This window comes from Pedobacter sp. NO84, from assembly GCF_059703915.1.
The window spans coordinates 2,372,411-2,397,471 of sequence record NZ_AP046575.1 but is presented as its reverse complement, the minus strand read 5'-3'; the positions used below and the strand labels follow the sequence as shown (position 1 = coordinate 2,397,471).

Annotated in this window: 24 protein-coding genes and 5 tRNA genes; 26 read left to right on the top strand and 3 right to left on the bottom strand. The window is 38.2% G+C overall.

Translation table 11 applies throughout. The annotated features are described in order from the left end of the window. Nucleotides 1-104: 104 nt before the first annotated feature. The 7 genes from pheT to AC6H0V_RS10300 all read left to right on the top strand — a co-directional run bounded on the left by pheT (nucleotide 105) and on the right by AC6H0V_RS10300 (nucleotide 10,310). Entirely contained in the window at nucleotides 105-2,525 is a 2,421-nt protein-coding gene (gene pheT / locus AC6H0V_RS10330; protein ID WP_497560105.1) for a phenylalanine--tRNA ligase subunit beta, read from the top strand. Nucleotides 2,526-2,568: 43 nt separating this feature from the next. Beyond that, nucleotides 2,569-2,859 (top strand): hypothetical protein, encoded by a 291-nt coding sequence (locus tag AC6H0V_RS10325; protein WP_497560104.1) that lies wholly within the window; start codon nucleotides 2,569-2,571, stop codon nucleotides 2,857-2,859. Between the two features lie 30 nt (nucleotides 2,860-2,889). After that, entirely contained in the window at nucleotides 2,890-3,180 is a 291-nt protein-coding gene (locus AC6H0V_RS10320; RefSeq protein WP_497560103.1) for a cell division protein ZapA, read from the top strand. A 179-nt stretch (nucleotides 3,181-3,359) separates the two neighbouring features. Next, a complete protein-coding gene (rny, locus tag AC6H0V_RS10315; RefSeq protein ID WP_497560102.1) occupies nucleotides 3,360-4,931 on the top strand; it encodes a ribonuclease Y in 1,572 nt (523 codons plus the stop codon). Between the two features lie 140 nt (nucleotides 4,932-5,071). Continuing rightward, a complete protein-coding gene (locus AC6H0V_RS10310; RefSeq protein WP_497560101.1) occupies nucleotides 5,072-5,572 on the top strand; it encodes an Mpo1 family 2-hydroxy fatty acid dioxygenase in 501 nt (166 codons plus the stop codon). 380 nt (nucleotides 5,573-5,952) lie between these two features. Further along, nucleotides 5,953-8,760, top strand: coding sequence for a TonB-dependent receptor (locus AC6H0V_RS10305; RefSeq protein ID WP_497560100.1), 2,808 nt, complete (start codon nucleotides 5,953-5,955; stop codon nucleotides 8,758-8,760). Between the two features lie 113 nt (nucleotides 8,761-8,873). After that, nucleotides 8,874-10,310, top strand: a complete 1,437-nt coding sequence (locus tag AC6H0V_RS10300) for a beta-helix domain-containing protein (protein WP_497560099.1) — start codon at nucleotides 8,874-8,876, stop codon at nucleotides 10,308-10,310. 89 nt (nucleotides 10,311-10,399) lie between these two features. Here AC6H0V_RS10300 and AC6H0V_RS10295 read toward each other — a convergent pair whose 3' ends face one another. Further along, nucleotides 10,400-11,605: a hypothetical protein gene (locus tag AC6H0V_RS10295; protein ID WP_497560098.1), complete on the bottom strand. Its 1,206-nt coding sequence runs from the start codon at nucleotides 11,603-11,605 to the stop codon at nucleotides 10,400-10,402. 129 nt (nucleotides 11,606-11,734) lie between these two features. Between AC6H0V_RS10295 and AC6H0V_RS10290 the strand changes: the two genes are divergently transcribed. Then, a complete protein-coding gene (locus AC6H0V_RS10290; protein WP_497560097.1) occupies nucleotides 11,735-12,064 on the top strand; it encodes a hypothetical protein in 330 nt (109 codons plus the stop codon). A 235-nt stretch (nucleotides 12,065-12,299) separates the two neighbouring features. On the opposite strand, the gene AC6H0V_RS10285 is transcribed toward AC6H0V_RS10290, so the two are convergent. After that, complete coding sequence (locus tag AC6H0V_RS10285; RefSeq protein ID WP_497560096.1) at nucleotides 12,300-14,051, bottom strand: bifunctional lysophospholipid acyltransferase family protein/GNAT family N-acetyltransferase; 1,752 nt, start codon at nucleotides 14,049-14,051, stop codon at nucleotides 12,300-12,302. A 159-nt stretch (nucleotides 14,052-14,210) separates the two neighbouring features. Here AC6H0V_RS10285 and AC6H0V_RS10280 point away from each other — a divergent pair, with 159 nt between their 5' ends. The 3 genes from AC6H0V_RS10280 to AC6H0V_RS10270 all read left to right on the top strand — a co-directional run bounded on the left by AC6H0V_RS10280 (nucleotide 14,211) and on the right by AC6H0V_RS10270 (nucleotide 17,254). After that, on the top strand, nucleotides 14,211-15,125 hold the full coding sequence (locus AC6H0V_RS10280) for a ComEA family DNA-binding protein (protein WP_497560095.1): 915 nt from the start codon (nucleotides 14,211-14,213) through the stop codon (nucleotides 15,123-15,125). A 1-nt stretch (nucleotide 15,126) separates the two neighbouring features. Then, nucleotides 15,127-15,654: an adenine phosphoribosyltransferase gene (locus AC6H0V_RS10275; protein WP_497560094.1), complete on the top strand. Its 528-nt coding sequence runs from the start codon at nucleotides 15,127-15,129 to the stop codon at nucleotides 15,652-15,654. Between the two features lie 448 nt (nucleotides 15,655-16,102). Then, nucleotides 16,103-17,254 (top strand): acyl-CoA dehydrogenase family protein, encoded by a 1,152-nt coding sequence (locus AC6H0V_RS10270; protein ID WP_497560093.1) that lies wholly within the window; start codon nucleotides 16,103-16,105, stop codon nucleotides 17,252-17,254. A 57-nt stretch (nucleotides 17,255-17,311) separates the two neighbouring features. Here the strand turns inward: AC6H0V_RS10270 and AC6H0V_RS10265 are convergent, their stop codons facing one another. Further along, on the bottom strand, nucleotides 17,312-17,686 hold the full coding sequence (locus AC6H0V_RS10265) for a hypothetical protein (RefSeq protein ID WP_497560092.1): 375 nt from the start codon (nucleotides 17,684-17,686) through the stop codon (nucleotides 17,312-17,314). Nucleotides 17,687-17,930: 244 nt separating this feature from the next. Here AC6H0V_RS10265 and rpsU point away from each other — a divergent pair, with 244 nt between their 5' ends. The 15 genes from rpsU to rplL all read left to right on the top strand — a co-directional run bounded on the left by rpsU (nucleotide 17,931) and on the right by rplL (nucleotide 24,977). Then, nucleotides 17,931-18,125 carry a 30S ribosomal protein S21 gene (gene rpsU / locus AC6H0V_RS10260; protein WP_055132547.1) on the top strand — a complete coding sequence of 65 codons (195 nt, stop codon included), beginning with the start codon at nucleotides 17,931-17,933 and terminating at the stop codon, nucleotides 18,123-18,125. Nucleotides 18,126-18,298: 173 nt separating this feature from the next. Next, nucleotides 18,299-19,207 carry a phage lytic cycle repressor MrpR family protein gene (locus AC6H0V_RS10255; RefSeq protein WP_497560091.1) on the top strand — a complete coding sequence of 303 codons (909 nt, stop codon included), beginning with the start codon at nucleotides 18,299-18,301 and terminating at the stop codon, nucleotides 19,205-19,207. Nucleotides 19,208-19,220: 13 nt separating this feature from the next. Beyond that, complete coding sequence (gene hpf, locus AC6H0V_RS10250; protein ID WP_497560090.1) at nucleotides 19,221-19,568, top strand: ribosome hibernation-promoting factor, HPF/YfiA family; 348 nt, start codon at nucleotides 19,221-19,223, stop codon at nucleotides 19,566-19,568. A 294-nt stretch (nucleotides 19,569-19,862) separates the two neighbouring features. Beyond that, nucleotides 19,863-19,935 (top strand) — tRNA-Thr (locus AC6H0V_RS10245). A gap of 66 nt (nucleotides 19,936-20,001) precedes the next feature. Continuing rightward, nucleotides 20,002-20,084: transfer RNA gene (locus tag AC6H0V_RS10240), tRNA-Tyr, on the top strand. Between the two features lie 71 nt (nucleotides 20,085-20,155). Next, nucleotides 20,156-20,231: transfer RNA gene (locus AC6H0V_RS10235), tRNA-Gly, on the top strand. Nucleotides 20,232-20,312: 81 nt separating this feature from the next. Further along, nucleotides 20,313-20,384 (top strand) — tRNA-Thr (locus AC6H0V_RS10230). Between the two features lie 124 nt (nucleotides 20,385-20,508). Beyond that, on the top strand, nucleotides 20,509-21,696 hold the full coding sequence (gene tuf, locus AC6H0V_RS10225) for an elongation factor Tu (protein WP_497560089.1): 1,188 nt from the start codon (nucleotides 20,509-20,511) through the stop codon (nucleotides 21,694-21,696). A gap of 86 nt (nucleotides 21,697-21,782) precedes the next feature. Further along, nucleotides 21,783-21,853, top strand: a tRNA-Trp gene (locus AC6H0V_RS10220). Between the two features lie 59 nt (nucleotides 21,854-21,912). Continuing rightward, nucleotides 21,913-22,107: a preprotein translocase subunit SecE gene (gene secE, locus AC6H0V_RS10215; protein WP_497560088.1), complete on the top strand. Its 195-nt coding sequence runs from the start codon at nucleotides 21,913-21,915 to the stop codon at nucleotides 22,105-22,107. Between the two features lie 9 nt (nucleotides 22,108-22,116). Continuing rightward, on the top strand, nucleotides 22,117-22,659 hold the full coding sequence (gene nusG, locus AC6H0V_RS10210) for a transcription termination/antitermination protein NusG (RefSeq protein WP_497560087.1): 543 nt from the start codon (nucleotides 22,117-22,119) through the stop codon (nucleotides 22,657-22,659). Between the two features lie 190 nt (nucleotides 22,660-22,849). Further along, nucleotides 22,850-23,293 (top strand): 50S ribosomal protein L11, encoded by a 444-nt coding sequence (rplK, locus tag AC6H0V_RS10205; protein WP_497560086.1) that lies wholly within the window; start codon nucleotides 22,850-22,852, stop codon nucleotides 23,291-23,293. Nucleotides 23,294-23,316: 23 nt separating this feature from the next. Then, complete coding sequence (rplA, locus tag AC6H0V_RS10200; protein ID WP_497560085.1) at nucleotides 23,317-24,015, top strand: 50S ribosomal protein L1; 699 nt, start codon at nucleotides 23,317-23,319, stop codon at nucleotides 24,013-24,015. Between the two features lie 2 nt (nucleotides 24,016-24,017). Beyond that, nucleotides 24,018-24,539, top strand: a complete 522-nt coding sequence (gene rplJ / locus AC6H0V_RS10195; protein WP_497560084.1) for a 50S ribosomal protein L10 — start codon at nucleotides 24,018-24,020, stop codon at nucleotides 24,537-24,539. A 60-nt stretch (nucleotides 24,540-24,599) separates the two neighbouring features. Next, complete coding sequence (rplL, locus tag AC6H0V_RS10190) at nucleotides 24,600-24,977, top strand: 50S ribosomal protein L7/L12 (protein WP_497560083.1); 378 nt, start codon at nucleotides 24,600-24,602, stop codon at nucleotides 24,975-24,977. Nucleotides 24,978-25,061: the final 84 nt, after the last annotated feature.

Here is a 25,061-nt window from a genome sequence, read left to right as displayed (position 1 = left end):
GCCTTTCAGCTATAAATAATATCTTTGCCATTCAATAAACAAGCGCATGGCGTTTGGCGTCTCTCGATCGCCCAATGCTTAACGCCAAACGCAACACGCATAAGATGAAAATATCATATAGTTGGCTTAAACAATTTATACAAACCGACCCGTCTATCGGACAGGTTGGGAAATCACCTCAAGAAATATCCCTCATTTTAACAGATATCGGATTAGAAGTAGAAAGCTTAGAAAAAGTACAGCCCATTGTGGGGGGATTGGAAGGTTTGGTAATTGGGCATGTGGTATCCTGTACCCAACATCCAAATGCTGATCGTTTACGGGTAACAAAAGTTGATGTAGGAGCCGGAGAGTTATTGCAGATTGTATGTGGCGCTTCAAACGTAGCTGTGGGTCAGAAAGTAGTGGTTGCAACTGTAGGTACAACAGTGTTTCCGAATGAAGGCGAGCCCTTTACAATCAATAAATCTAAAATTAGGGGAGAAGTATCCGAAGGGATGATCTGTGCAGAAGATGAAATTGGATTAGGAACATCCCATGAAGGCATTATGGAACTGCCATCTGCAACTGAAATTGGTATAGCTGCAAAATCCCACTTCAAAATGGAGGACGATTTTGTATTTGAAATTGGCTTAACCCCAAATAGGGCCGACGCTGCTTCGCACCTGGGTGTGGCCAGAGATTTAGCCGCATATTTACGCACAAGCTATCAGATGCCGGATATTTCCGCCTTCAAAGTAGACAACGAAAATCTTAAGATTGATGTTCAGGTTGATGATACAGAAGCCTGCCCACGATACAGTAGTTTGACCCTTAGTGGCGTAACGGTTAAACCGTCTCCAGATTGGTTAAAAGATAAACTAAAGGTAATTGGCATTCGCCCGATTAATAATATCGTAGATGTAACCAATTATGTGCTGCACGAACTCGGTCAGCCATTACATGCTTTTGATGCCGACCAAATTAAAGGAAAAAAAGTAATAGTTAAAAAATGTGCCGAGGGAACGCCGTTTGTAACTCTCGATGATGTAGAGCGGAAACTTTCTTCGGCAGACCTTATGATCTGTAATGCGGAGGAACCCATGTGTATTGCAGGGGTCTTTGGTGGAAAAACCTCTGGTGTAAGTGATCAAACTACAACCATTTTCTTAGAGAGCGCCTATTTTAACGCAGTTTCGGTACGTAAAACGTCTAAAAGACATAATTTAAAAACGGATGCCTCTTTTAGGTTTGAACGTGGTACCGATCCAGAAATTACGGTTGTAGCCTTAAAAAGGGCCGCTCTGCTGATTAAAGAAGTTGCTGGGGGCGAAATTTCTTCATCCATATCTGATATCTACCCAGTAAAATCACAGCCTTTTGATGTAGAAGTAAGCTATGCTAACATTGTTAAGCTAATCGGACAAGATATCCCATCAGCAGAAATTAGGGAAATTATTTTGGCACTGGGCATTTCAATTGCTAATGAAACAGCCGATGGCCTAAGCTTAAAGGTGCCTGCTTACAAAGTTGATGTTACCCGCGAATGTGATATTGTTGAAGAAGTATTAAGGATTTATGGCTACAACAATATCCTTATCCCCACTAAAGTGAATGCTTCATTGGCCTATACGGCAAAGCCGAATAAGGAAAATGTTCAAAATCTAATTGCCGATATGCTTACAGCTAATGGCTTTCTAGAAATTTGGTGCAACTCATTAACGCGGGCCACCTTTTCGAAAAATCCAGGAGAAGCTGTACAAATTTTAAATCCGCTGAGTTCTGATCTAAATGTTATGCGTCAAAGCCTGTTGCAACCGGCGTTAGAAAGCGTGGCCTATAATCAGAACCGAAAAAATACCGATCTAAAATTCTATGAATTTGGTAAAACATACCACCTCATTGGAGATCAGTACATAGAACGTCCTCGTTTATTAGTGCTCTTAAGTGGTGCCAAACAAAGCGAACAATGGAACCATACTTCTACACCTTCAACATTCTATAACTTAAAAGCAACTGTTGACTCAGTTATTGGCAGATTGGGTTTGAGCAATTACCAGACCGAAGAGGTAAAGGATGAGAATTTTGCATTTGGTATAAAATATTTTAGGGGAGATAAAGTTTTGGTTTCTTTTGGCGCAGCAACAGCCGCAGATAAAAAGCAAACTGGAGTAGATAAAGAGGTGTACTATGCAGATTTTGACTGGGCGGCATTGTTGGATGCAGTTCGCAAAAATAAGATCATAAATAAAGAAGTGCCTAAATATCCAGCGGTGAGGAGAGACCTTTCTATGTTAGTTGATAAGGAGGTAACCTTTGACCAACTGAGAACAATTGCATTTAAAACGGAGAAAAAATTGGTTAAGCACGTACAGGTATTTGATGTTTACGAGGGAGATAAATTACCTGAGGGGAAAAAATCTTACGCACTTAATTTTACCTTACAGGATGAAGAGCAAACTTTAACTGATAAGCAAATTGATGCGATTATGCAAAAGATTATCGCTAACTTGGCCCAAACTGCGAAAGCAGAAATAAGAAAATAATTAACACGCCCGGCGCTTAGCGCTAAGCGAAAGAATAGAAATCATGTCTTCGGTTGCCGATCAATTAAATAGTGTATTACAAAAAACAGCTCGATTAATTGAGCTTTGTAATGCATTACAAGAAGAAAATGATTTACTTAAATTAGAAGCACAACAAACAAAAGCGGCCTTAGATGCTGCAAAAATAAAGCATACCGATCTCGATGAAAAGTTAAGGGTTCTTAAATTAGCAAAGAGTATTGAAGGAACAAGTGAGAAGTCACTTGATATAAAGCAAAAAATTAACGAATTTGTGCGGGAGATTGATAAGTGTGTAGTGTTGCTTAAAAAGTAAGCAGCATAAAATTGAAACAAAAGCTAGAAAATGGGAGAAATCTCGATTAAAATAACTATTTCTGACCGTATATATCCCTTAAAGGTAAATATGGAAGAGGAAGAGATTGTAAGACGGGCAGCTAAGATTATTAATGAGCGCATAAAAGACTACCAAGAAAATTATGCGGTTAGAGATAAACAGGATTTGCTTTCAATGGCGGTATTGCATTACGCAACGGCTGTATTGAGATCAGAAAATAAAGCACAAAACCAAGATACTGCAGTTGCCGAACAAGTTGAAGAATTAGATAGTTTATTAAACGGTTTTTTCGCTAAATAAAACGTTCTTTATAAGGGTTGATAAGTAATCTAACCTCATTAGCTAATAAAATTTGGCCGTTGCTGAGTTTTTATGTTTCAATATTTCTTGGTTTAGCCCATCATCAGCTTTGCTGGATTGGTTAAAAATCAAGTGCATACGACATAATAATTTAGTAACGGTTTTTTATTTAAACAAAGATGGACATAATAGATATTACGGGTATTATTGGAGGTGTACTTGCCAGTTTGGCACTCGGCATAGTTATAGGAAGATACCTATTGCGTAACCTGTTGAAACAACAAGAAGTTGCCGCACAGAATAAAGCAAAAAAGATATTAAGAGATGCAGAAAGTAATGCAGAAATCTTAAAAAAAGACAGACTGTTAGAAGCCAAAGAAAAGTTCTTGCAAATGAAAACTGAGCACGAACAACAGGTGAATAGCAGAAACAACGAAGTTAACCAACGTGAAAATAGCATTAAGCAAAAAGAACAGTCGCTTAATTCTAAGTTGGAAAACATGGATCGCAAGGAAAAAGAATTAGATACACATAAAGCTAACCTAGAGAAGCAAACCGCTTTGGCCCTTAAAAAGCAGGAAGAGGTAGATGTGTTAAAAAACCAACATGTGCAACAATTGGAAACCATTGCTGGCCTCAGTGCCGAAGAAGCAAAAAATCAATTGGTAGAGAACATGAAAAGCGAAGCGCGCTCTCAAGCTATGATGCAGGTTAAGGATATTGTAGACGAGGCCAAATTAACGGCTAGTAAAGAGGCAAAGAAAGTGGTGATCCAAACCATTCAACGTACAGCCGCAGAAGCTGCAATAGAAAATTCAGTATCTATCTTCCATATTGAGAACGACGAAATCAAAGGTCGGGTAATTGGTAGGGAAGGAAGAAATATCCGTGCCCTAGAAGCGGCAACGGGAATTGAGATCATTGTTGATGATACACCGGAAGCCATCATTTTATCTGGTTTCGACCCGGTAAGGAGAGAGATTGCCCGTTTGGCTTTACATCGTTTGGTAACAGATGGTCGGATCCACCCCGCTCGTATTGAAGAGGTAGTGGCCAAAACAAAAAAACAGATCGAAGATGAAATCGTAGAAATTGGGGAGCGTACGGTAATTGATTTAGGAATCCATGGCTTGCATCCAGAATTGATCAGAATGGTTGGTCGCATGCGATACCGCTCCTCTTACGGACAGAATTTGTTGCATCACTCTCGTGAAGTGGCCAATTTCTGTGCTACAATGGCTGCAGAGTTAGGCTTAAATGCAAAAATGGCTAAACGTGCAGGTTTATTACATGATATTGGTAAGGTACCAGACGACAATCCAGAATTGCCTCACGCAATTTTAGGAATGCAATTGGCCGAAAAATATAAGGAACATCCTGAAGTGTGTAATGCTATTGGTGCCCACCACGACGAGATCGAGATGACCTCAATGATCTCCCCAATTGTACAGGCTTGTGATTCGATCTCTGGTGCCAGACCAGGTGCCCGAAGAGAAGTGGTTGAAAGTTACATCAAGCGTTTAAAAGAACTTGAGGAATTGGCATTATCTTACCCAGGAGTAGAAAAAACCTTTGCGATCCAAGCGGGAAGAGAATTACGCGTAGTGGTAGAAAGCGAAAGAGTAACCGACCAACAAGCCGAATTACTCGCAGCAGATATTTCCAATCGTATCCAAACGGAAATGACCTATCCAGGCCAGATTAAGGTTACGGTAATTAGAGAAACCAGATCTGTAGCGTTTGCAAAATAAACAATGATTACACAGATTAGATAGATTACACAGATTTAAAAGTGATGGATAAAATTTTCATCACTTTTTTTATTTTTATGTAATTTAGTCTAACCTTAAATACCAACTACGTTGTGCCTTCGTGGTAAAAAGCTAACCAAATGGAAAAAATTGAAAAACGTCAGGTAGATATTTATTTCGATAAATATGCTGAGAGCCATCAAGATCATACCAATGAAACCATTCATTGGATTTGTGTACCATTAATTGTTTTTAGTCTATTGGGCCTGGTTTGGTCCATTCCATTTCCCCATTTGGATTTTTTAGGCAAATACAATGGCTTCGTTAATTGGGCATCCTTTTTAATCGCATTCTCTGTCTATTACTACTTCACACTCTCCCCAGTATTATCTTTCTTAATGCTTTGGGTGATAGGATTAATGGCATTCTGCATTGTTCAGTTAGAAGCATGGGCGGCAAACGGGGGACCAGCAGTTTGGATGTCATGTTTAGTTATTTTTGTTGTTGCCTGGATCGGACAGTTTATTGGTCATAAAATCGAAGGTAAAAAGCCCTCGTTTTTAGATGATGTTAAGTTTTTATTAATAGGACCCATTTGGCTGTTGCATTTTATCTGTAAGAAAGTAGGAATTCGGTATTGATAATTTAAAATGTGAGATGGAGGATGGAAGATGTTCAAAAGACATTCTCCCTTAGAGCGGTTAGTTTCACCACCTAAGAATGCTTAGAAACCTCAGTTGAAATTTGAATCCATCTTTGCGTTCTTTGCGAAATTCCCTGGGTTCTTTGTTTTTAAATTTCCACCATCTTAGACATCTAAGAACAGCTAAGTGTGTTTGCGCTCTGTTCTCTCAACCCCAAACGCTTATCCCCAAACGCTTATCGCCCAGCGCCCACCGCCACACGCCCAGCGCCCACCGCTTAACAATTTTTTAACCTTCGCATCATCGAATGGTAATTTACCTCTAACATCAACCTAACATTGAGTTAATAGGTTTGCTTAAACAAAATTATAAGCAAATTGAAATCACAATTAACTTTTAAGAAAGGAATTTTCACAATTGTATGTGTAATTGGTAGCCTCGCTGCTTTCGCCCAAGGAACAGGAAGAATTTCGGGTACGGTAGCAGATAAAAAAACAGGAGAGACGCTAATAGGGGTTTCTGTTAAACTTTCTGGCACGGCTAAAGCAGTAGGAACAGATGTTGATGGTAAGTATGCTATTGCAGGGTTAGCCGATGGAAAATATACATTGGAAATCTCCTATGTTGGCTATGCTCCAAAAAAGGTTACTGATATTGAGGTAAAAACCGGTGAAACTACTTCATTGAATATAATCTTAGAGGAATCAGGAACTTTATTAAACCAAGTAACCGTTACAGCTTCTTATAAGCAGGAATCGGTAAACTCTCTTTATGCAAAGCAAAAAAACAGTGCTGTAATCTCTGATGGTGTTTCAAGCGATCAAATTAAAAAATCACCAGACAAGAATACTTCAGATGTTTTAAAACGGATCAGTGGTGCCACCGTTCAGGACAATAAATTCGTAGTGATTAGAGGCTTAAGTGATAGATATAATACCGCTACGCTTGATGGGGCCGCCTTGCCAAGTACAGAACCAAACCGGAAAGCATTTTCATTCGATATCGTGCCCTCCAACCTTGTCGATAATATTATTGTAAGTAAAACTGCTACGCCAGATCTTCCAGCCGATTTTACGGGAGGTGCCATCCAGATCGTAACTAAGGACATACCAGACCATAATTTTTTTAGCCTTGGTCTCGGACAAGGTTATAACAGCGCTTCTACCTTCAACGATTTTAAAAGTGGGGTTCGAAATCCTACAGACTATGTTGGATTTGAAAACGGAGATAAAGCATTGTCGTCTAGTTTTCCCTCTACAAATAAAATCGTGAACAGATTGCTCGTGCCTGGCCAAAGTATTGCGGCAATGAAAAATTTGCCACAAAACTTTAACATCTACACCAACATGGCCCTGCCTGCGCAAAACTTGCTGTTTACCTTAGGAAGAGTTAAAAATTTTAAAGGGAGCAACAATAAACTAGGGGCATTATTTTCTGTAACCTATCGCAATTCTCAAAATATAAGCAATGATGTTATGCGTGATTATGTTGATGTGGACTATAGAGACAATGTTTATAAATTTTCTACTAACGTTGGTGCTATTGCCAATTTTGCCTATAGTTTTGGGAAAAGTAAGATCACTTTTAAAAACATCTATAATAGAGGATATGATGATGTTTTCTTGTCGCGATCAGGCCTGAATTCTAGTGTGGGCGGGGGAGCTGATGTTAAATTCTTCGCTTTCGATTTGATGGAAAAAGCCCTGCTTAAATCCACTCTCGAAGGTAGTCATCCCCTTGGGCAAAAAAATGCAAAGATCAATTGGTCGTTAAGTTATAGCAATACCTTAAATGATCAACCAGATCAGAAAAAAGTATCTTACTACAGAAACCAAGCCGATATAGGTACTCCAAATTATGCCTACTTTGCGAACGTAACCACACTAGGGAAAGAAAATACAAGATTATATTCAAAGCTAAACGAAGATGATTTCTCTGGGGGGGTTAACTATGTTTTGCCCATAAAAATGTTCGGACAAACTTCTTCCTTCAAAGCCGGCGCAAGTTCCTTGTACCGCGACCGTACATTTAATGCTCGATTTTTAGGACTTCAATTAAACACCGGTACACCAGATGCAAATTTGATTAGACAAAGGCCCCTAAATACTTTATTTGCCAATGATGTATTAAGTAATGGCACCTATACCCTTGATGAAATTCCTGGTGACGCAGACAGCTATACAGCCAATTCGATCACCAATGCGGGCTATTTGATGTTAGACAATAAGTTTGGCACAAAATCAAGACTTGTTTGGGGTGTAAGGGTTGAACAGTTTCATGTTGCCCTTGATGCGAAAGTGAAAACTCCCCAAACTTCGGTGGATGAAAACTATATAGATGTTCTCCCATCCGCAAATTATACCTATAGCTTAACACCAAAGATAAACTTAAGGGCTTCTTATTATCGTACGTTGGCCCGTCCAGAATTTAGAGAATTATCTTCAGGATCCTTTTACGATTATGAACTTTTGGCCATACAGCAAGGAGATCCTAATCTAAAGGAGGCGAGGATAGATAATGGTGATATTAGATTTGAGTTTTATCCGCAAGCAGGTCAGGTAATCTCTATATCTGCCTTTTATAAAAAATTCCATAATGCTATTGAGTCTTTCAATAGCGATGTGAACTCGTCTAGGACAATTACTTACCTCAATACTGATAATGTTAACGTATATGGAGTGGAGTTCGAGTTCAGAAAAACACTCGATTTTATAATGCAAACAGATTTTTTAAAGAAAACCACATTCTATACTAACCTCTCTTTCATGAAATCAAAGGTTGAAACGAATGATACGGGGATCGATCTGTTAGAACCAAATAGGCCAATGGTAGGCCAGGCCCCTTATGTCATAAATGCAGGGTTACAACATAGTTTCTTTAATGATAAGTTAAATTTCAATGCGCTGTACAATAGGGTAGGTCGTAAACTCAACATTGCCGGTGGTCGCCTATTTCACGGAGTGTGGGAAAATCCTCGAGATGTTATCGATCTACAATTGGCCTTAAAAGTGTTAAAAACTAAAGGAGAGTTGAAATTTAATGCAGGGGATATCTTAAACCAACGTAATACTTTTTATTTTGATAATGATCAGGATAAGAAATATAGCATAGCAAATGGAGATTATACGCTAAGTAGTTATAAACCTGGAAGCAATTACTCATTATCATTTACCTATTCATTCTAATGTTAACTAATCTACCTATCCAAAGGGAGAGATTTAACAATAATTTAAAATCCTTTTAATGAAGGAATTATATCTGAAGTCCATTTTTGTACAAATAAAAAATTTATAAAAAGATGAAAAAACAATTATTACTTTGTGCCCTTAGCATTGTGTTTCTTTTGGCAAGTTGTTCAAAAAATGAAGGTGATGACGGAGAGGTAAATCCACCAATAGATGGAAATACCGTTGAGATTTCAGGTGATGTAACTGCAAATGCTACTTGGTCTGCTAATAAAATCTATTTATTAAAAGGCAATGTTTTCGTAACTAAAAACGCCACATTAACCATTGAAGCGGGTACGATAATTAAAGGTGATAAAGGAACCAAAGGAGCCTTAATAATTACGAGAGGCGCTAAGATTATGGCCGTTGGTACTCAGGATAAACCAATCGTATTTACATCGAGCATCGCAGCCGGTGCACGTTCGCAAGGAGATTGGGGCGGAATCATTTTATTAGGTAAAGCTCAAAATAATCTAGGTACCTCGGTGCCTATCGAAGGTATTTCTGACGCCACGGATAAAGGAAAACATGGCGGTACCGATAATGCAGATAATTCTGGTACAATGAAATATGTGCGGATCGAATATGCAGGGATCCCACTTAGTCCAGATAATGAGATTAACGGTTTAACCTTTGGTTCAGTAGGCTCTGGTACTACAATTGATTATATCGAGGTTTACCGTTCTGGCGACGATGCCTTTGAATGGTTTGGTGGTGCAGTTAATTGCACCCACTTATTAGCAATCGATACTTGGGATGATGATTTCGATACAGACAATGGTTTCTCGGGTAAAGTTCAATTTGGGCTAGCTCAGCGCTTATCTGTAACTGCCGATGTATCTGGGTCTAATGGTTTTGAATCTGATAACAACGCAGCAGGTGATAATACCACTCCACAAACGGCTGCAGTATTCTCTAACATGACAATTTTAGGTCCCGTTGGACAAGGCACGGTGAATGCTAACTTTCAACATGGTGCACAAATCCGCCGAAATTCAGCAATAAGTATCTTCAACTCTGTGTTTGCGAACTATACCGAAGGGATCTTTATTGACGATGCACTTCCGGCTTCTCCTTCAACCGCTAATTCACAAGCTAACCTGGTTGCTGGTAGAACGGTAATTGCCAATAATTTAATTTACGGATCGAACAGTAAATCAAATCAGATCAAGGCATCAAATGCAACTGCGTTAGGTGTAATTACGCCATTGTTAACCGCATCTAATATATTTGACGGTTCGCTGAATACCACAACAATATTAACCGACCCTTACAAATATGCGGCTGATTTAACGGCAGCTTCTACAGGCAGAGTAGGCACGCCCAATTTCACTGTAATTGCAGGTTCGGCAGCAGCAAGCGGAGCCTCATTTACCAATGCTAAGGTTTCTACTGGTTTCACAACGGTAGCTTATAAAGGTGCTTTTGGAACCGATAACTGGACAACAGGTTGGGCTAGTTTCGACCCACAATCTCTTCCTTATACTACTCCTGGAGCCGTAAAATAGTTTGCAGCTTATCCCAAAGGGATGCCTTTGGCACAGTTCACAGTTTATAGTTAGTAAAACTAAGGCCATGCTGATTTTTCAGGATGGCTTTAGTTCTTCCGGGGATCGTACTGATATACTACTTCGAAAGGCTTGTCCTTTAAACTGGCAGAAAGTTCGCCTATCCTTAAGTTTTGCTTTTGAGGGGTAGGCTCGCAAACCGAATAGGATTTTCCATTATAAATTATGGCATTGCCGATGGGTTTATCAAATGCAACTGCCATTGTAATGTGTGTAGGGTAAAGCATGGCTATCATTGGTAAATTGTAGATTTCTTTTACCAAATAAAAGAATAGGGCAGCCCGGTCATCACAATCACTATATTTAGTTAATAAAGTTTGCTCTGGCGATAGCCTTTTTTCTCTTCCAAAATTATCCTCATCATTCTCATATAAGAAAGCATATCGCGTAAAACGCATCAAGTAATCTACACCATTCTTTTTAGTCATGTTTTTTATATTTTCCTTAAGCAATGGAATAAGCGATTGATACGTTTCGTGACTTAAAGGGATATTAAAATAAGTCTCGAAATCTACACCGGGATAATTGGCGAAAATAGCATCTACTTCTGTGTTTAGCTTTATTTGGAAGTGGTACTGCTTATGCTTATAGCTAAAATCAATGGTTCTTTCTGTATAATCCTGAGGCTTAAAATCTGGCATCCTGGTTACTTTATAACTAAATGGATGTTGAGCTTCTGGTATTAAAATATCAACAGGCACATAGGTGTTTTCACTTTGAAACAGTTTACCATAATCATGATAGTTTAAACACATGTATTTTTTTTGGTCCACTATAAAAAAGGGAATATCAGCTATATCTTCATCGTTATTTACATAAAAGATAAGCTGATTATTGCCGATCGCTATTTTGGCATTATAGCCCGATTTTGCAAGCAAAAACCATTTATACAGGGTATATCTGTTATAGTTCTCGTTTTTAGGACTCATCTGTTGTGCAGTTTTTCTTATCAGCTGATAATAGAGCCAATCATTTAGCTTATACCTCTCTTTATAACTAACTAGGGATTGAACAAGATTTTGATAATCTCCTGCAATTAATTTATCATAAAAAGTTCTAACGCTTTGTTGCGTCAGGGTGTCATTAAAATCAATCAATATCGATGGATTTACCTCGAAATTAAATGTGCCTTCGTAAAAATCAAGAGCATAATTTTGCGCTTTCGCTCCCTGAAAGGTGAAGCAAAACGCAACAACGAGAAGCGCTTTGCAGCAAAGTTTATGGACATTTTTCAAAGCCTAAGAATTTTTGGTATATTAAATCTAAGTACAATAAATCAAACTCTACTAGAAAATTGACTGATTTTTTCAATCTGCTGTAGCGAAATCCCGTGCATTAACGTATAAGATTAAAAATAACATGTCATGAAACCTAAAAATGTACTTTTCAGAACTAGCGTAATCGCTTATATTTTGGTATTATTCACTATCTCATCCTGTAAAAAGGATAACACAAGTGAGATAGAAGCCAGAGAAAGTGAATACCGACAAATTGCTTGGAATTACTTAACCCCAAATGGGCAAGCAACGGTAACTACTAAAGTAGAGGATGCACCAATTACATATTTGGTGTACAAAGATCAACAGGCAGTATCCGTTAGATTTAATACTACACAGGATTCTCTTTTGGGACCTATTGTTATTTACATTTCGGTAGAAACAAAAGCTGTGCTCGGAATTGCTCCCAGATTTTAAAAACGCTTTCCGCCTATCGCTTTCCGCCTATCGCTCAACGCTAATCGCCTATCGCCATGCGCAACCACAAAGGTTACCTTCATTTTATACATACTTAACCTTAGCTGCCTACTTTTGCAATGTTAAAAAGCTGGTTACTTTTTAATGAAAGTTTAGGTTAGTTAATTAAAAAAGCCTCGATGGATGTCGAGGCTTTTCTTTTGGTCATCTGATGACTGCAGTCATCGGATGACTACTAAAAGTTCTTCCCTATCTTCTCTAGCATTTCCGTAGGGATTTGCTGCGCATCTACTACTAAAAAACCATCTAAACAATCAGAGAATTTAGGATCGATGTTAAAACAGATAATTTTTGCATTCAAATTCATATACTGTCTCAACAAAACTGGAATTTTGATATGGGAGTTTTCAATATCGCCTATCAGGCCGTCCAGATCTTTTAAAGAATCACTGCTCTCTACAAGCAGGTCGGTATCAATAGGCGTTAAATCAGCTTTAAATTTATTCTTTGGCTTTACATACGAGGCAAGTTCATAATCAAAGTGGTTTTTAGTAATGTAATCAACAATCAAAGACTTGGATAATTTCGAAAAATTATTGCTTATACTTACTGGACCAAACATGTACCGGTAGTGAGGATTATCTACCAAATACTTTAAGATCCCTTTCCATAGTAAAAATAGGGGTAAGGGTTTTTGTTGGTATTCTTTTCTGATCCACGAGCGGCCAAGCTCAATACCTCTTCTTAAAATGGGATAAAAAGGCTCTTTAATTTTAAACAATTCGGATAAATAAAAGCCCCTTCTTCCCATGGTATCTAAAATTTCATCGCCCTTGCCAATTCTGTACGCGCCAACAATATTTTCAAGATCTTTATCCCAGATAAATAAATGGTTATAATAAATGTCGTAATTGTCTAGGTCAATTTTTTTATTGGTGCCTTCGCCTACTTCCCTAAATGTAATTTCCCTCAATCTTCCGATTTCTCTTAAAATATTGGGGATACTGGCAGTTGGAACAATATAAACGTCATAATTTTTTTCCTCCCATACACGATAGTCGCCCAGTTTAGCTACTTCTTTAACAATTAGGTTTCGGTCTGTCTCTTCAACAACTTTAGCTGGAATCTTCTTTCGTTTGAAAAGATTGATCGGATTAAACAATTTCTTTTCTTCGGCCAAACTAGTGCCCAATGCATACGTTCTAGCTCTTAAAAAATCAAGCAGCTTATTGGTATCTTTTTTATAAGAAACATCTTCAATCTTTATGGGCTTGCCAATTCTAACTTTAATCTTTAACCCTTGTTTATTTAAAAATTCTGAGGGTAATTTTGCAGTGCGGAGGGTAGGATGAATGAAACTTAAAATATTGAATAGTACCCCATTATTACCATGGAAATAAATGGGTACAACCGGTACCTTTGATCTGGCTATTAATTTGCCCACCACTGGATGCCAGATGCGATCGGTAACTTCTTGGGTTTCCAAATTAAATGTGGATACTTCCCCAGCAGGGAAAATACCGATGGGTGTTCCGCTCTGTAATAAATCGAATGTAGCTTTTAAACCGCTTATGCTCGATGAATGCTGTACATTCTCAAAAGGATTAACAGCAACAAAGAATTCGCTTAGATTAGGGATCTTCTTTAAAATAAAGTTAACCATTACCTTTGCTTCGGGCCTTACGGTACACAATAGCTTTACTAAAGCTAGACCTTCTACACCCCCATAGGGATGATTTGCGATCGCAATAAAGCCACCTGTTTTAGGGATGTTCTTTAGGTCATCTTCATCAAAATCTATGGTAACGCCTATCGTTTCTAAAATCTTATCAACAAACTCTAATCCGGCAAAATGCTCATTTTTAGAGAAGACTTTATTGATATCGTTCAGCTTCATCACCTCCATTAATAAAGCGGCTAAGCCCGGTACGCCTAACTTGTCTATTTTGGTGGCTTTGGCAAACTCTTGTTTGGTAATAATCTTCATTTAGAAAACGGTGTTTTTTTAGTAAAGCAATATCAAAAATAAGATTTATATTTAGAGTACCTACGCTATCTATGAAAACATCTTGATTTTACCATTTTTTTTGACACAACTCATATAAAATCCAGATGTATCATCGCCGTAAAAAAATTAAACAAGGAGATGAAAAATTGGTTAAATAAATACTTTGGCTTCTCAAAGCGAGAGTACAATGGATTATTGGTCTTGATGGCCATTTTGCTGCTATTAAGTGTGTTACCGCACTTTTATACTGCTTATGTTGAAAAACCGGATTTGCCCACTTCACCTGAATTGGCTGCGGTACAGAAACTGATTTTAGTAAGTCGTGAGCGACCTATATATTACACAGCGAGCCACAATGCGATTGAAGATGATGAAGTTCAGGCCCGAACCAGTCTATTTAAGTTTGATCCCAATAAAATTGAAGTCGCACGATGGCAAACCCTAGGGCTTTCAGTAAAGCAGGCACAGGCCATCGTAAACTATAGAAACAAAGGGGGTAAATTTTTTAAGCCCGAAGATTTACGGAAAATGTACACCATATCGCCACAAAAATACGAGCAGTTGGCACCCTATATTACCATTGAAGGCAAGGATTTGAAGAACAAATTTCCCCATCTGGGCTATCCCGATAAGATCCCTTTTGCAAAAAAAGAGTTGCTCACTGTAGAAATTAATAGCGCAGATACTCTACAATTAGATGAAATTAAAGGTATAGGAGCAGCCTTTGCTAGAAGGATAGTTAAATACCGCGAAAGACTAGGTGGGTTTTATAAAAAAGAACAGTTAATTGAAGTATTTGGATTGGATAGTGCAAAATTTGAAGAGATAAAAGATCAAATTAGTATAGATGTTGATCTTATAAAGAAAATAAACATCAACACTGCCGAATTTGAAGATCTTAAAAACCATCCTTATTTAAAGTACAAACAAATTAACGCCATTATTCAATTCAGAAAACAACATGGTAGATTTAATGGCGTGGATGATTTAAAGAAAGTAGCTATCTTAACGCCGCAAAATTTGCAGACATTAATCCCTTATCTCACATTTTAAAATGATCGAAGACAAAATTAAACAGACCCTGCGGGATGTAATCGACTTTCCAAAACCAGGTATTGTTTTTAAGGATATAACACCAATACTAAAAGACCCGGCACTGTGCGCCGAAATTACCCAAGCCTTAGCCAAACAGTTAAGCACAATTAAAATTGATGTGGTGGCTGGAATTGAAAGTAGAGGTTTTCTGTTCGGACTGGCGTTGGCTCAAGTACTAAATGTGCCTTTCGTGCCTATACGTAAAGCTGGGAAACTGCCCTATAAAACCATTCAGCAATCCTACGCCCTCGAATATGGCAATGCAACACTGGAAGTTCATGAAGATGCTTTTAGTGCTGGCCAGCAAGTACTGATACACGATGATCTGTTGGCTACGGGAGGAACGGTTGTAGCGGCTTCTAAATTAGTAAATCAGCTAGGCGCACATGTTTCAGCGTATTCCTTTTTGATTAGCTTGGATTTTTTAAACGGGAAAGACAGATTAGATGTGTTTAGCGGAAATACATTTTCGCTGGCGAAGTTTTAATTTTTATTGATATACTCGACCAATTGTCAGTCTGAGCGTAGTCGAAGACAAGTTAGGCCCTTCGACTACGCTTAGGTTGACAAGCAAAGATTATTAATTCTAACTTACTGCAAACTGTAATTGCTTAGCATAGCTTAGCTCTTTGTGTCTTTGTGGTCAACTTCTATTGAAAGTTTCAAAATGGAATAATTCTCTATTGAAATAAATATTTTTTCAAAAATTTTTAGTAAAAAATTAACATCATTTTCCTCCAAAGAATTTAATGCAATGGGTTATTGAACCAAATACCAAAACATACTACCAATTAGGATATAAAAAACCCTTGTTTGTATTATATTATTTGCTTATCATTGTTCCAAACCAAATATAAATCTTAGAAACTGTTTAAATCCGAAGGCTATTATTTAGCCGAGAGTTTAAACAGTTTCTTTTTTTAATCCCTACCTATATGCACGCAGGTTTCAACTTTGAAGTTGCCGAAAATCAAGAATTAGTAAAAAAAATGGTCAGCGTTTTCGCCGAAAAACACATTCGGCCAAACGTAATGGACTGGGATGAAACCCAATATTTTCCCGTAGACGTATTTAAACAACTTGGAGAGCTTGGCTTGATGGGTGTTTTAGTGCCCGAAATATATGGTGGTTCGGGCTTTGGCTATCAAGAATATGTGGATGTAATTGTGGAGATCTCAAAGGTTTGTGGTTCTATCGGACTTTCTGTAGCGGCCCACAACTCTTTATGTACCGGCCATATTTTGGCTTTTGGAAGTGAAGAGCAAAAACACAGATGGCTACCAAAATTGGCTTCTGCAGAGTGGATTGGCGCTTGGGGACTAACTGAAGCCAATACAGGCTCAGATGCCCTACGCATGACAACAACTGCCGTTTTGGAAGGTGATGAGTATGTAATTAATGGCGCAAAAAACTGGATTACTCACGGGAAATCGGGAGATATAGCAGTAGTAATGATACGTACAGGTGAGGCAGGAAGCTCAAAAGGAATTTCGGCCATAGTGGTTGAAAGAGGAACCCCAGGGTTTACAGCCGGCAAAAAAGAAAATAAACTTGGGATGAGAGCGTCGGAAACCACTGAAATGATTTTCGATAATTGCCGTGTTCCGAAAGAAAATTTACTAGGCGTTGAGGGAGAGGGCTTTAAACAAGCGATGAAGGTGCTTGATGGGGGCCGGATCTCTATTGCAGCATTATCTTTAGGGATTGCAAAAGGAGCGTACATTGCCGCTTTAGCGTATGCACAAGAACGTCAGCAGTTTGGTGTACCCATATCAAGCTTTCAGGCTATTAGCTTTAAATTGGCTGATATGGCTACGGAAATAGAAGCATCAGAATTATTGATCAGGCAAGCCGCAGACCTTAAGAACAGGCATCAGCCCGTTAGCAAGGAATCCGCAATGGCAAAATACTATGCATCAGAAGTTGCGGTAAGGTGTGCAACAGAAGCAGTCCAAATTTTTGGTGGCTATGGATATACCAAAGATTTTCCTGTAGAGAAATTTTATCGGGATAGTAAATTGTGCACCATAGGTGAAGGTACATCAGAGATCCAGAAGATTGTGATTGCTAGGGAGATTATGAAGTAGGAAAGTCATCGGATGACTTTAAGTCATCCGATGACTCGTTTACCCCACGCTCATCGCCTACCGCATCGTTACGATCGTATCCACTACATATACGCTAAACCCTCGCCAAGGCAGGGCTCCCTTATATTCTCGGTAATGCAGTTCGAAAGTTTTACCGCTATTTAGCATCATTTTTTTTGCGGTTTCCTCATTATCTACAGAAAATTCAAATTCGTTGGATTGAACGCTGCCCACTTGTTTGGATTTAATACCTGATTGGATAAGTTTCCCTTCGTAGGTTTTAAATAGGTAGCCCTTTTTAACAATGAAGTTAAGTTCGCCAGCTTTTACACCTTCACCGAAAACAAAATAATAATGGTAATAAATAATAAATCCTATTAGTAGGATCAGTACTGCTGAGATGATAGAGACTACTTTTTTCCCCTTTGTCATAGTGTTTTAGTTAAATTTATTTAATTAAATACCGCTTATTACTAAACTCCTTCCTGGATATAAATGTTTTAATATAAATTATTGATAGAGTAACTCATCTATCGCTTCACCCTCCACGCGCCCGCGCTCCCCGCTGTACTCATTTTTTTACGAAAAAACTTTCTCTGTTTCAATATTTTACCTACATTTGCATCCCCTAGTAAAACAAGGGATTAAAAACAACGAGAGGAGGTATTTCAACGTTATGATCATTATTAACATTAAAGACGGCGAATCATTAGATAAGGCGCTTAAACGTTTCAAGAAGAAATTTGAAAAAACTGGTGTATTGAGAGAACTACGTAGCCGTCAGGCCTATGAAAAGAAATCAGTAGCTCGTCGTACAGAGATTAAACACGCTGTCTACATTCAGAATATGAACCAAGAGGGAACTTTATAGTTTCTGATTGTTTAAATATAATTAAAACCTTGAAACTTTGTTTCAAGGTTTTTTTTTGCTTAATAAATTAGCTAATTTGTGCAATGTTATCACTTTCGAGATAAATTATTTTCCTGATACTGTGGGGAAGCTAATTATTTGTATATTCACAATCACGAACAACCATAAGGCCTATGCTTATCAGCAGTTTTTTAACCTATCTGCAACATGAGAAGCGCTATTCTCCCCACACTATCAAATCCTATCAAACAGATTTACTGCAGTTTGAAGATTTTGTGCAAAATGAAATAGATTTAAAGGTAATTGATGTCCAGGCTACGCACATCCGAAGTTTCATGGTTGCTCTTTTAGATCGCCAGGTTAAAGAGAATGCCATTGGGCGAAAGATTTCTACGCTTCGAAGCTTCTATAAGTTCTTACTTCGGGAGGGGGTGATAAAGATGAGCCCAACAACCTTGATCAGGGCACCAAAAGTCCCGAAGCGTTTGCCCAATTTTGTAGAAGATATAAAGATAGACCGATTGCTTGATGGTTTTACAGACGAAATGGGGAATAAAATAGACTATTTTGATGAGAGCTTTAACAGTCAGCGGGATAAAGTGGTGATCGAGCTCCTTTTTGGAACGGGGGTTCGTTTAGCAGAATTGTTACGCACCAAAGAAAGTGATATCAATTTTTACGAATGCACAATTAAAGTGCTGGGTAAGAGAAATAAAGAACGGATCATTCCGATTCATAAGCCATTGATAGAGCAATTAAATAAATATATCTTACTAAAATCACTTCAAAAATTTAACAACAAAAGCACTGCGTTAATCGTTACAGATAAAGGGGCTGATGCTTACGAAAAATTTATTTACAGGATTGTAACTAAATACTTAGGCTATATATCAACACAAGATAAAAAGAGTCCACATGTGTTAAGGCATTCGTTTGCGAGCAGCTTGCTAAATAGTGGTGCTGATCTCAATGCGATAAAGGAATTACTTGGACATTCCAGTTTGGCTGCTACCCAGGTTTATACACATAATTCAGTAGAACGCTTAAAATCTATATATAAACAAGCCCATCCAAAGGCATAAAAAAGGAGGAAAAATGAAAATTAGAGTACAGTCGATCCATTTCAATGCAGACCAGAAATTACTGGATTTCATACAAAAGAAAGTAGATAAGTTAGATTTATTCTTTGACCAAATTATAGGTGGCGAGGTGTATTTAAAGTTAGAAAACGTAGAAGACGAAGAAAATAAGATATCAGAAATAAAATTAATGGTTCCCGGAATTACGTTGTTTGCCAAAGAGCAATGTAAATCTTTCGAAGAAGCAACTGATTTGGCCATAGAATCCCTGAAAAAGCAAATTACCAAACATAAAGATAAAACCCGTGCGAAGCTAAGCGAGCACAAGGCCTTGTTAAATGCAGATGAAGTGTCTGATTACTAAGGAAATATTTTTTTATCGAATAAATTGAATTTGGCGGGTTTTCTTCCGCCAAATTTTTTTTTCAAATATATTTTTTTCAAAGATTAATTTTTGTAGATTTGCATTCCATTTCGGAAGGGGCATTAGCCTAAAAGAAATCGGAAGTTCTATGAAAGATTAATTTATTATCAAAAACGTTGATTTTAACGAATTAACGAAAGATAAAAGCCTCCCTAGCTCAGCTGGTAGAGTCCCGCAGGTGCGGGATAATCAGTAGGTCATTTGATCGACTACGGAGGTGATATCAAGATAAAAGCCTCCTTAGCTCAGCTGGTAGAGCAACTGACTTGTAATCAGTAGGTCATTGGTTCGATCCCGATAGGAGGCTCTTTTTATGTTAGTCCGGATTTAAAATCCGGATCGGCAAGTCCAGATTGCACATCTGGACAAACGGGGGGAGATTCCAGAGCGGCCAAATGGGACAGACTGTAACTCTGTTATCGCAAGATTTCGAAGGTTCGAATCCTTCTCTCCCCACTGTGGTCGACGAAGCTTAGCGAAGTTGACCCAATGAAAATCATCCTTCGCCACGGCTTCGGATGATGAAAGCGGAAGTAGCTCAGTTGGTAGAGCGATAGCCTTCCAAGCTATAGGTCGCGAGTTCGAACCTCGTCTTCCGCTCCAATGAAAGTTGAGTTAGCTCCCGATAGCTATCGGGATGACAGTTTGCGGTTAGTGAAAACTGGAAACTGAAAACTGAAAAAAGCCGACTTAGCTCAGCGGTAGAGCACTTCCTTGGTAAGGAAGAGGTCATGGGTTCAATTCCCATAGTTGGCTCAAAAAGAATAAACAAATGCTTTGTTAAATCTGCGGATGGGCAGAATGAGCAAGGTTTTTTGTATTGAATTGTATCAAACAATAAATAAATAAAAAAAGTTAACCTACTAATAAGTATAAAAACATGGCAAAAGAAAAGTTTGACCGCAGCAAGCCGCACTTAAATATCGGCACTATCGGTCACGTTGACCACGGTAAAACAACCTTAACAGCAGCTATCACTAAAGTGTTATCTGATGCTGGTTTATCTGAGGCGCGTTCATTTGAATCGATTGACTCTGCTCCAGAGGAAAAAGAAAGAGGTATCACTATCAATACAGCTCACGTTGAGTATTCAACAGCTAACCGTCACTATGCACACGTAGACTGTCCAGGTCACGCGGATTATGTAAAGAACATGGTTACTGGTGCTGCTCAAATGGATGGTGCAATTATTGTTGTTGCAGCTACAGATGGTCCAATGCCACAAACACGTGAACACATTCTATTGGCTCGCCAGGTAGGTGTACCAACACTTGTTGTGTTCATGAACAAAGTTGATATGGTGGATGATCCAGAATTGCTTGAATTAGTAGAAATGGAAATTCGTGAACTATTATCATTCTATGATTTCCCTGGTGATGATATTCCTGTAATTCAAGGTTCAGCACTTGGTGGTTTAAACGGCGATCCTAAATGGGTAGCAAAAATCATGGAATTAATGGATGCTGTAGATAGCTACATTCCAATTCCTCCACGTTTAACTGAACTTCCATTCTTAATGCCTGTTGAAGATGTATTCTCGATCACTGGTCGTGGTACTGTTGCAACTGGTCGTATCGAGCGTGGTGTAATCAACTCAGGAGATCCAGTTGAGATCTTGGGTATGGGTGCTGAAAATCTTAAATCAACTGTAACAGGTGTTGAGATGTTCCGTAAGATCCTTGATTATGGTGAAGCTGGTGATAACGTAGGTCTATTGTTACGTGGTATTGAGAAAACTGATATCCGTCGTGGTATGGTAATCTGTAAACCAGGTTCAGTAACTCCTCACACTGATTTCAAAGCTGAGATCTATGTATTGTCAAAAGCAGAGGGTGGTCGTCATACTCCATTCTTTAACAAATACCGTCCACAATTCTATTTCCGTACAACAGATGTTACAGGTGAAATCACTTTAGCTGAAGGTACTGAAATGGTAATGCCAGGTGATAACGTTACCATTACTGTGAAGTTAATTAACGCAATCGCAATGGAAAAAGGTCTACGTTTCGCTATCCGTGAAGGTGGTAGAACAGTAGGTGCTGGTCAGGTAACTGAGATTTTAAAATAAGGTATAATACCTAATTAATACCAATTAGCTAATTAGTGCAAATGCATCCCTCGCGGGACAGATTTGCTGATTAGCTAATTGCGCATACGGGAATAGTTCAATGGTAGAATAGAGGTCTCCAAAACCTTTGATCAGGGTTCGAATCCTTGTTCCCGTGCTAAAACAATGTGAGAATTAGCTTATTAGCTAATTAGCTAATTTTAATTTTATATCAATATGGCTGGTGTAGTTCAATTTATTAAAGAATCATACGAAGAAATGACCCAGAAGGTAACTTGGCCTACATGGGGAGAGTTGCAAAATTCTGCTGTATTGGTTCTGGTAGCATCGTTAATTATTGCACTTATTGTATTTGCAATGGATAAGGGTGCCAACTATATTTTAGAAACTTTTTATAATTCACTTTCATAATTAGACTAGATGAGCGATCAGTTAAAGTGGTACGTAGTTAGAGCGGTAAGTGGTAAAGAGAAAAAGGTAAAACAATATATTGATTCTGAAATCAGTCGTTTAGGCTTTTCTCATCTTGTACCTCAAGTATTAATTCCTATGGAAAAATACTACCAGATGAAAGAGGGTAAGAAGATTGCTAAAGAACGTAATTTTTATCCTGGTTATGTGCTAATCGAAGCTATTTTAGACGGAGAATTGGAACATATTATAAAAGGTGTGAACAGTGTGATCGGATTTTTGGGCGATAAAGCCGGCAATCCTATCCCAATGCGCCAAGCAGAAGTTAACCGTATTTTAGGTAAGGTTGACGAAATGAGCCAACAAACTGAAACTATGAATATCGCTTATTATGTGGGCGAAAACGTTAAAGTTATGGATGGTCCATTTAATGGCTTTACCGGAGTAATTGAAGAAGTTAACGAAGAAAAGAAAAAATTGAAAGTTATGGTTAAGATTTTTGGTCGTAAAACACCACTTGAACTTAACTATATGCAAGTAGAGAAAGAATAGCAGAGGGCATGGGGTAATGGGCTATTTAATGCCTAAGGCCATAACCGAACTAGAAAATATAAATAGCAAAAAGAGGGGAAGAGGTGGTTTTGTACTCACAAGCTCCAGGCCCCATTCTCTTAGCTAAAGACCTTAAATGTTACATGCTTCCAATATTTAACATTGAGTATTACAATTAACAAATCAGAAAATGGCAAAAGAAGTCGGTGCACTTGTTAAATTACAAATCAAAGGCGGAGCTGCAAACCCATCACCACCAGTAGGACCTGCATTAGGTGCTAAAGGTGTTAATATCATGGAATTTTGCAAACAATTTAATGCTCGTACCCAAGATAAGCCAGGTAAAGTATTACCCGTTGTAATTACTGTATATGTCGACAAGTCTTTCGAATTTATCATCAAAACCCCTCCAGTGGCTATTCAATTATTGGATGCTACAAAATTACAGAGTGGTTCTGCTGAGCCCAACCGTAAAAAAGTTGGTTCGGTGACTTGGGATCAAGTTAAGTCAATTGCTGAAGATAAGATGACTGATTTAAATGCTTTCACTATCGAATCTGCTATGAAAATGGTAGCAGGTACAGCACGCAGTATGGGAATTACCGTTAACGGTGATGCGCCCTGGACAAATTAATTAACAATAAACAGTTTACAACAGTGGCTAAATTAACAAAAAATCAAAAACAGGCACAAGCTAAACTAGAAATCGGTAAATCGTATTCTTTACAGGATGCGGCTGCGCTGGTAAAAGAGATCACTACAACTAAATTTGATGCATCGGTTGATATCGATGTGAGTTTAGGTGTAGATCCACGTAAAGCCAATCAAATGGTACGTGGTATTGCTACTTTACCTCACGGCACTGGTAAAACTGTTCGCGTTTTAGTTCTTTGTACTCCTGATAAGGAGGATGAAGCTAAAGCTGCTGGAGCAGATTTCGTAGGTTTAGACGAGTATGTGTCTAAGATTGAAGGTGGTTGGACAGATGTTGACATTATTATCACTACTCCTGCTTGTATGGCAAAAGTAGGTAAATTGGGCCGAGTTTTAGGACCAAGAAACCTAATGCCAAACCCAAAATCAGGTACAGTAACCAACGAAGTTGGTAAAGCTGTAACTGACGTAAAAGGCGGTAAAATTGATTTTAAAGTTGACAAAACTGGTATCATTCACGCTTCGATAGGAAAAGTATCATTCTCAGCAGAGAAAATATATGAGAACGCGTTAGAAGTACTTCAAACGATTTCAAAATTAAAACCTTCTGCTGCAAAAGGAACTTATTTTAAGAGCATTCATGTCTCTTCAACAATGAGTCCTGGAATTGCAATCGAAACTAAATCAGTAGCGGGGATCTAATTATGAACAGAGAAGAAAAACAAGAAGTAGTTTTAGCTCTTCAAGAGAAAATGCAAGAGTATGGCAATTTTTATATTGCTGATACCTCAGGCCTTTCTGTTGAGAAAGTAAATAACATCCGTCGCAAATGTTTCGAAAGCGGAATCGAAATGAAAGTTGCAAAAAATACGTTGATCAAAATTGCGATCGATGGATTAGAAGGCGACTCATCTGAGATATTCCCAGCGTTAAAAGGTCAATCGGCTTTATTATTTTCAAAAGTAGGTAATGGTCCAGCAAAGCTGATCAGAGCCCTTAGAAAAGGAAAAGAAGAGAAACCTGTGCTGAAAGCTGCTTATATCGATTCGGCAATATTTGTTGGTGATAACCACCTAGATTCATTAGTAAGTCTTAAATCAAGAGAAGAACTTATTGGCGACATCATTGGTCTATTACAATCACCAGCTAAAAATGTTGTTTCGGCATTACAGTCTAGCGGAGGAAAACTTGCAGGTATAGTTAAAACACTACAAGAGAGAGGTTAACGAACCCTAAGTTCGTATTAAATTAAATTATTTTACGTAAAAATTTTAAAATCTATAAAAATGGCAGATTTAAAAGCGTTTGCTGAGCAATTGGTAAACTTAACAGTTAAAGAAGTAAACGAATTAGCTCAAATCTTAAAAGACGAGTATGGTATCGAACCAGCTGCTGCGGCAGTTGCTGTTGCAGGTCCTGCTGCTGGTGGTGATGCTCCTGCAGCTGAAGAAAAAACAACTTTCGATGTAATCTTGAAAGAAGCTGGTGGTGCTAAACTAGCAGTTGTTAAATTGGTAAAAGACCTAACTGGCTTAGGTTTGAAAGAAGCTAAAGATCTAGTTGATGGTGCACCTAAAGAATTAAAAACTGGTGTTGCTAAAGACGAAGCAGAAGCTTTGAAAAAACAATTAGAAGAAGCTGGAGCTGTAGTTGAGATTAAGTAATCACTTAATTTTAACGAAACTTTAAGAATAAGACTCCGACTATTAAGTCGGAGTCTATTCCCGTTTATATACATTTCATCTTGT

What these genes read in the sequence shown, in the direction of transcription:
- rplK (WP_497560086.1), top strand. Translation starts at nt 22,850, where the DNA reads ATGGCAAAAGAAGTCGGTGCACTTGTTAAATTACAAATCAAAGGCGGA.
- AC6H0V_RS10325 (WP_497560104.1), top strand. Translation starts at nt 2,569, where the DNA reads ATGTCTTCGGTTGCCGATCAATTAAATAGTGTATTACAAAAAACAGCT.
- AC6H0V_RS10280 (WP_497560095.1), top strand. Translation starts at nt 14,211, where the DNA reads ATGAAAAATTGGTTAAATAAATACTTTGGCTTCTCAAAGCGAGAGTAC.
- AC6H0V_RS10320 (WP_497560103.1), top strand. Translation starts at nt 2,890, where the DNA reads ATGGGAGAAATCTCGATTAAAATAACTATTTCTGACCGTATATATCCC.
- AC6H0V_RS10300 (WP_497560099.1), top strand. Translation starts at nt 8,874, where the DNA reads ATGAAAAAACAATTATTACTTTGTGCCCTTAGCATTGTGTTTCTTTTG.
- AC6H0V_RS10310 (WP_497560101.1), top strand. Translation starts at nt 5,072, where the DNA reads ATGGAAAAAATTGAAAAACGTCAGGTAGATATTTATTTCGATAAATAT.
- hpf (WP_497560090.1), top strand. Translation starts at nt 19,221, where the DNA reads ATGAAAATTAGAGTACAGTCGATCCATTTCAATGCAGACCAGAAATTA.
- nusG (WP_497560087.1), top strand. Translation starts at nt 22,117, where the DNA reads ATGAGCGATCAGTTAAAGTGGTACGTAGTTAGAGCGGTAAGTGGTAAA.
- rplJ (WP_497560084.1), top strand. Translation starts at nt 24,018, where the DNA reads ATGAACAGAGAAGAAAAACAAGAAGTAGTTTTAGCTCTTCAAGAGAAA.
- pheT (WP_497560105.1), top strand. Translation starts at nt 105, where the DNA reads ATGAAAATATCATATAGTTGGCTTAAACAATTTATACAAACCGACCCG.
- rny (WP_497560102.1), top strand. Translation starts at nt 3,360, where the DNA reads ATGGACATAATAGATATTACGGGTATTATTGGAGGTGTACTTGCCAGT.
- AC6H0V_RS10275 (WP_497560094.1), top strand. Translation starts at nt 15,127, where the DNA reads ATGATCGAAGACAAAATTAAACAGACCCTGCGGGATGTAATCGACTTT.
- tuf (WP_497560089.1), top strand. Translation starts at nt 20,509, where the DNA reads ATGGCAAAAGAAAAGTTTGACCGCAGCAAGCCGCACTTAAATATCGGC.
- AC6H0V_RS10270 (WP_497560093.1), top strand. Translation starts at nt 16,103, where the DNA reads ATGCACGCAGGTTTCAACTTTGAAGTTGCCGAAAATCAAGAATTAGTA.
- rpsU (WP_055132547.1), top strand. Translation starts at nt 17,931, where the DNA reads ATGATCATTATTAACATTAAAGACGGCGAATCATTAGATAAGGCGCTT.
- AC6H0V_RS10255 (WP_497560091.1), top strand. Translation starts at nt 18,299, where the DNA reads ATGCTTATCAGCAGTTTTTTAACCTATCTGCAACATGAGAAGCGCTAT.
- rplL (WP_497560083.1), top strand. Translation starts at nt 24,600, where the DNA reads ATGGCAGATTTAAAAGCGTTTGCTGAGCAATTGGTAAACTTAACAGTT.
- AC6H0V_RS10265 (WP_497560092.1), bottom strand. Translation starts at nt 17,686, where the DNA reads ATGACAAAGGGGAAAAAAGTAGTCTCTATCATCTCAGCAGTACTGATC.
- AC6H0V_RS10285 (WP_497560096.1), bottom strand. Translation starts at nt 14,051, where the DNA reads ATGAAGATTATTACCAAACAAGAGTTTGCCAAAGCCACCAAAATAGAC.
- AC6H0V_RS10290 (WP_497560097.1), top strand. Translation starts at nt 11,735, where the DNA reads ATGAAACCTAAAAATGTACTTTTCAGAACTAGCGTAATCGCTTATATT.
- secE (WP_497560088.1), top strand. Translation starts at nt 21,913, where the DNA reads ATGGCTGGTGTAGTTCAATTTATTAAAGAATCATACGAAGAAATGACC.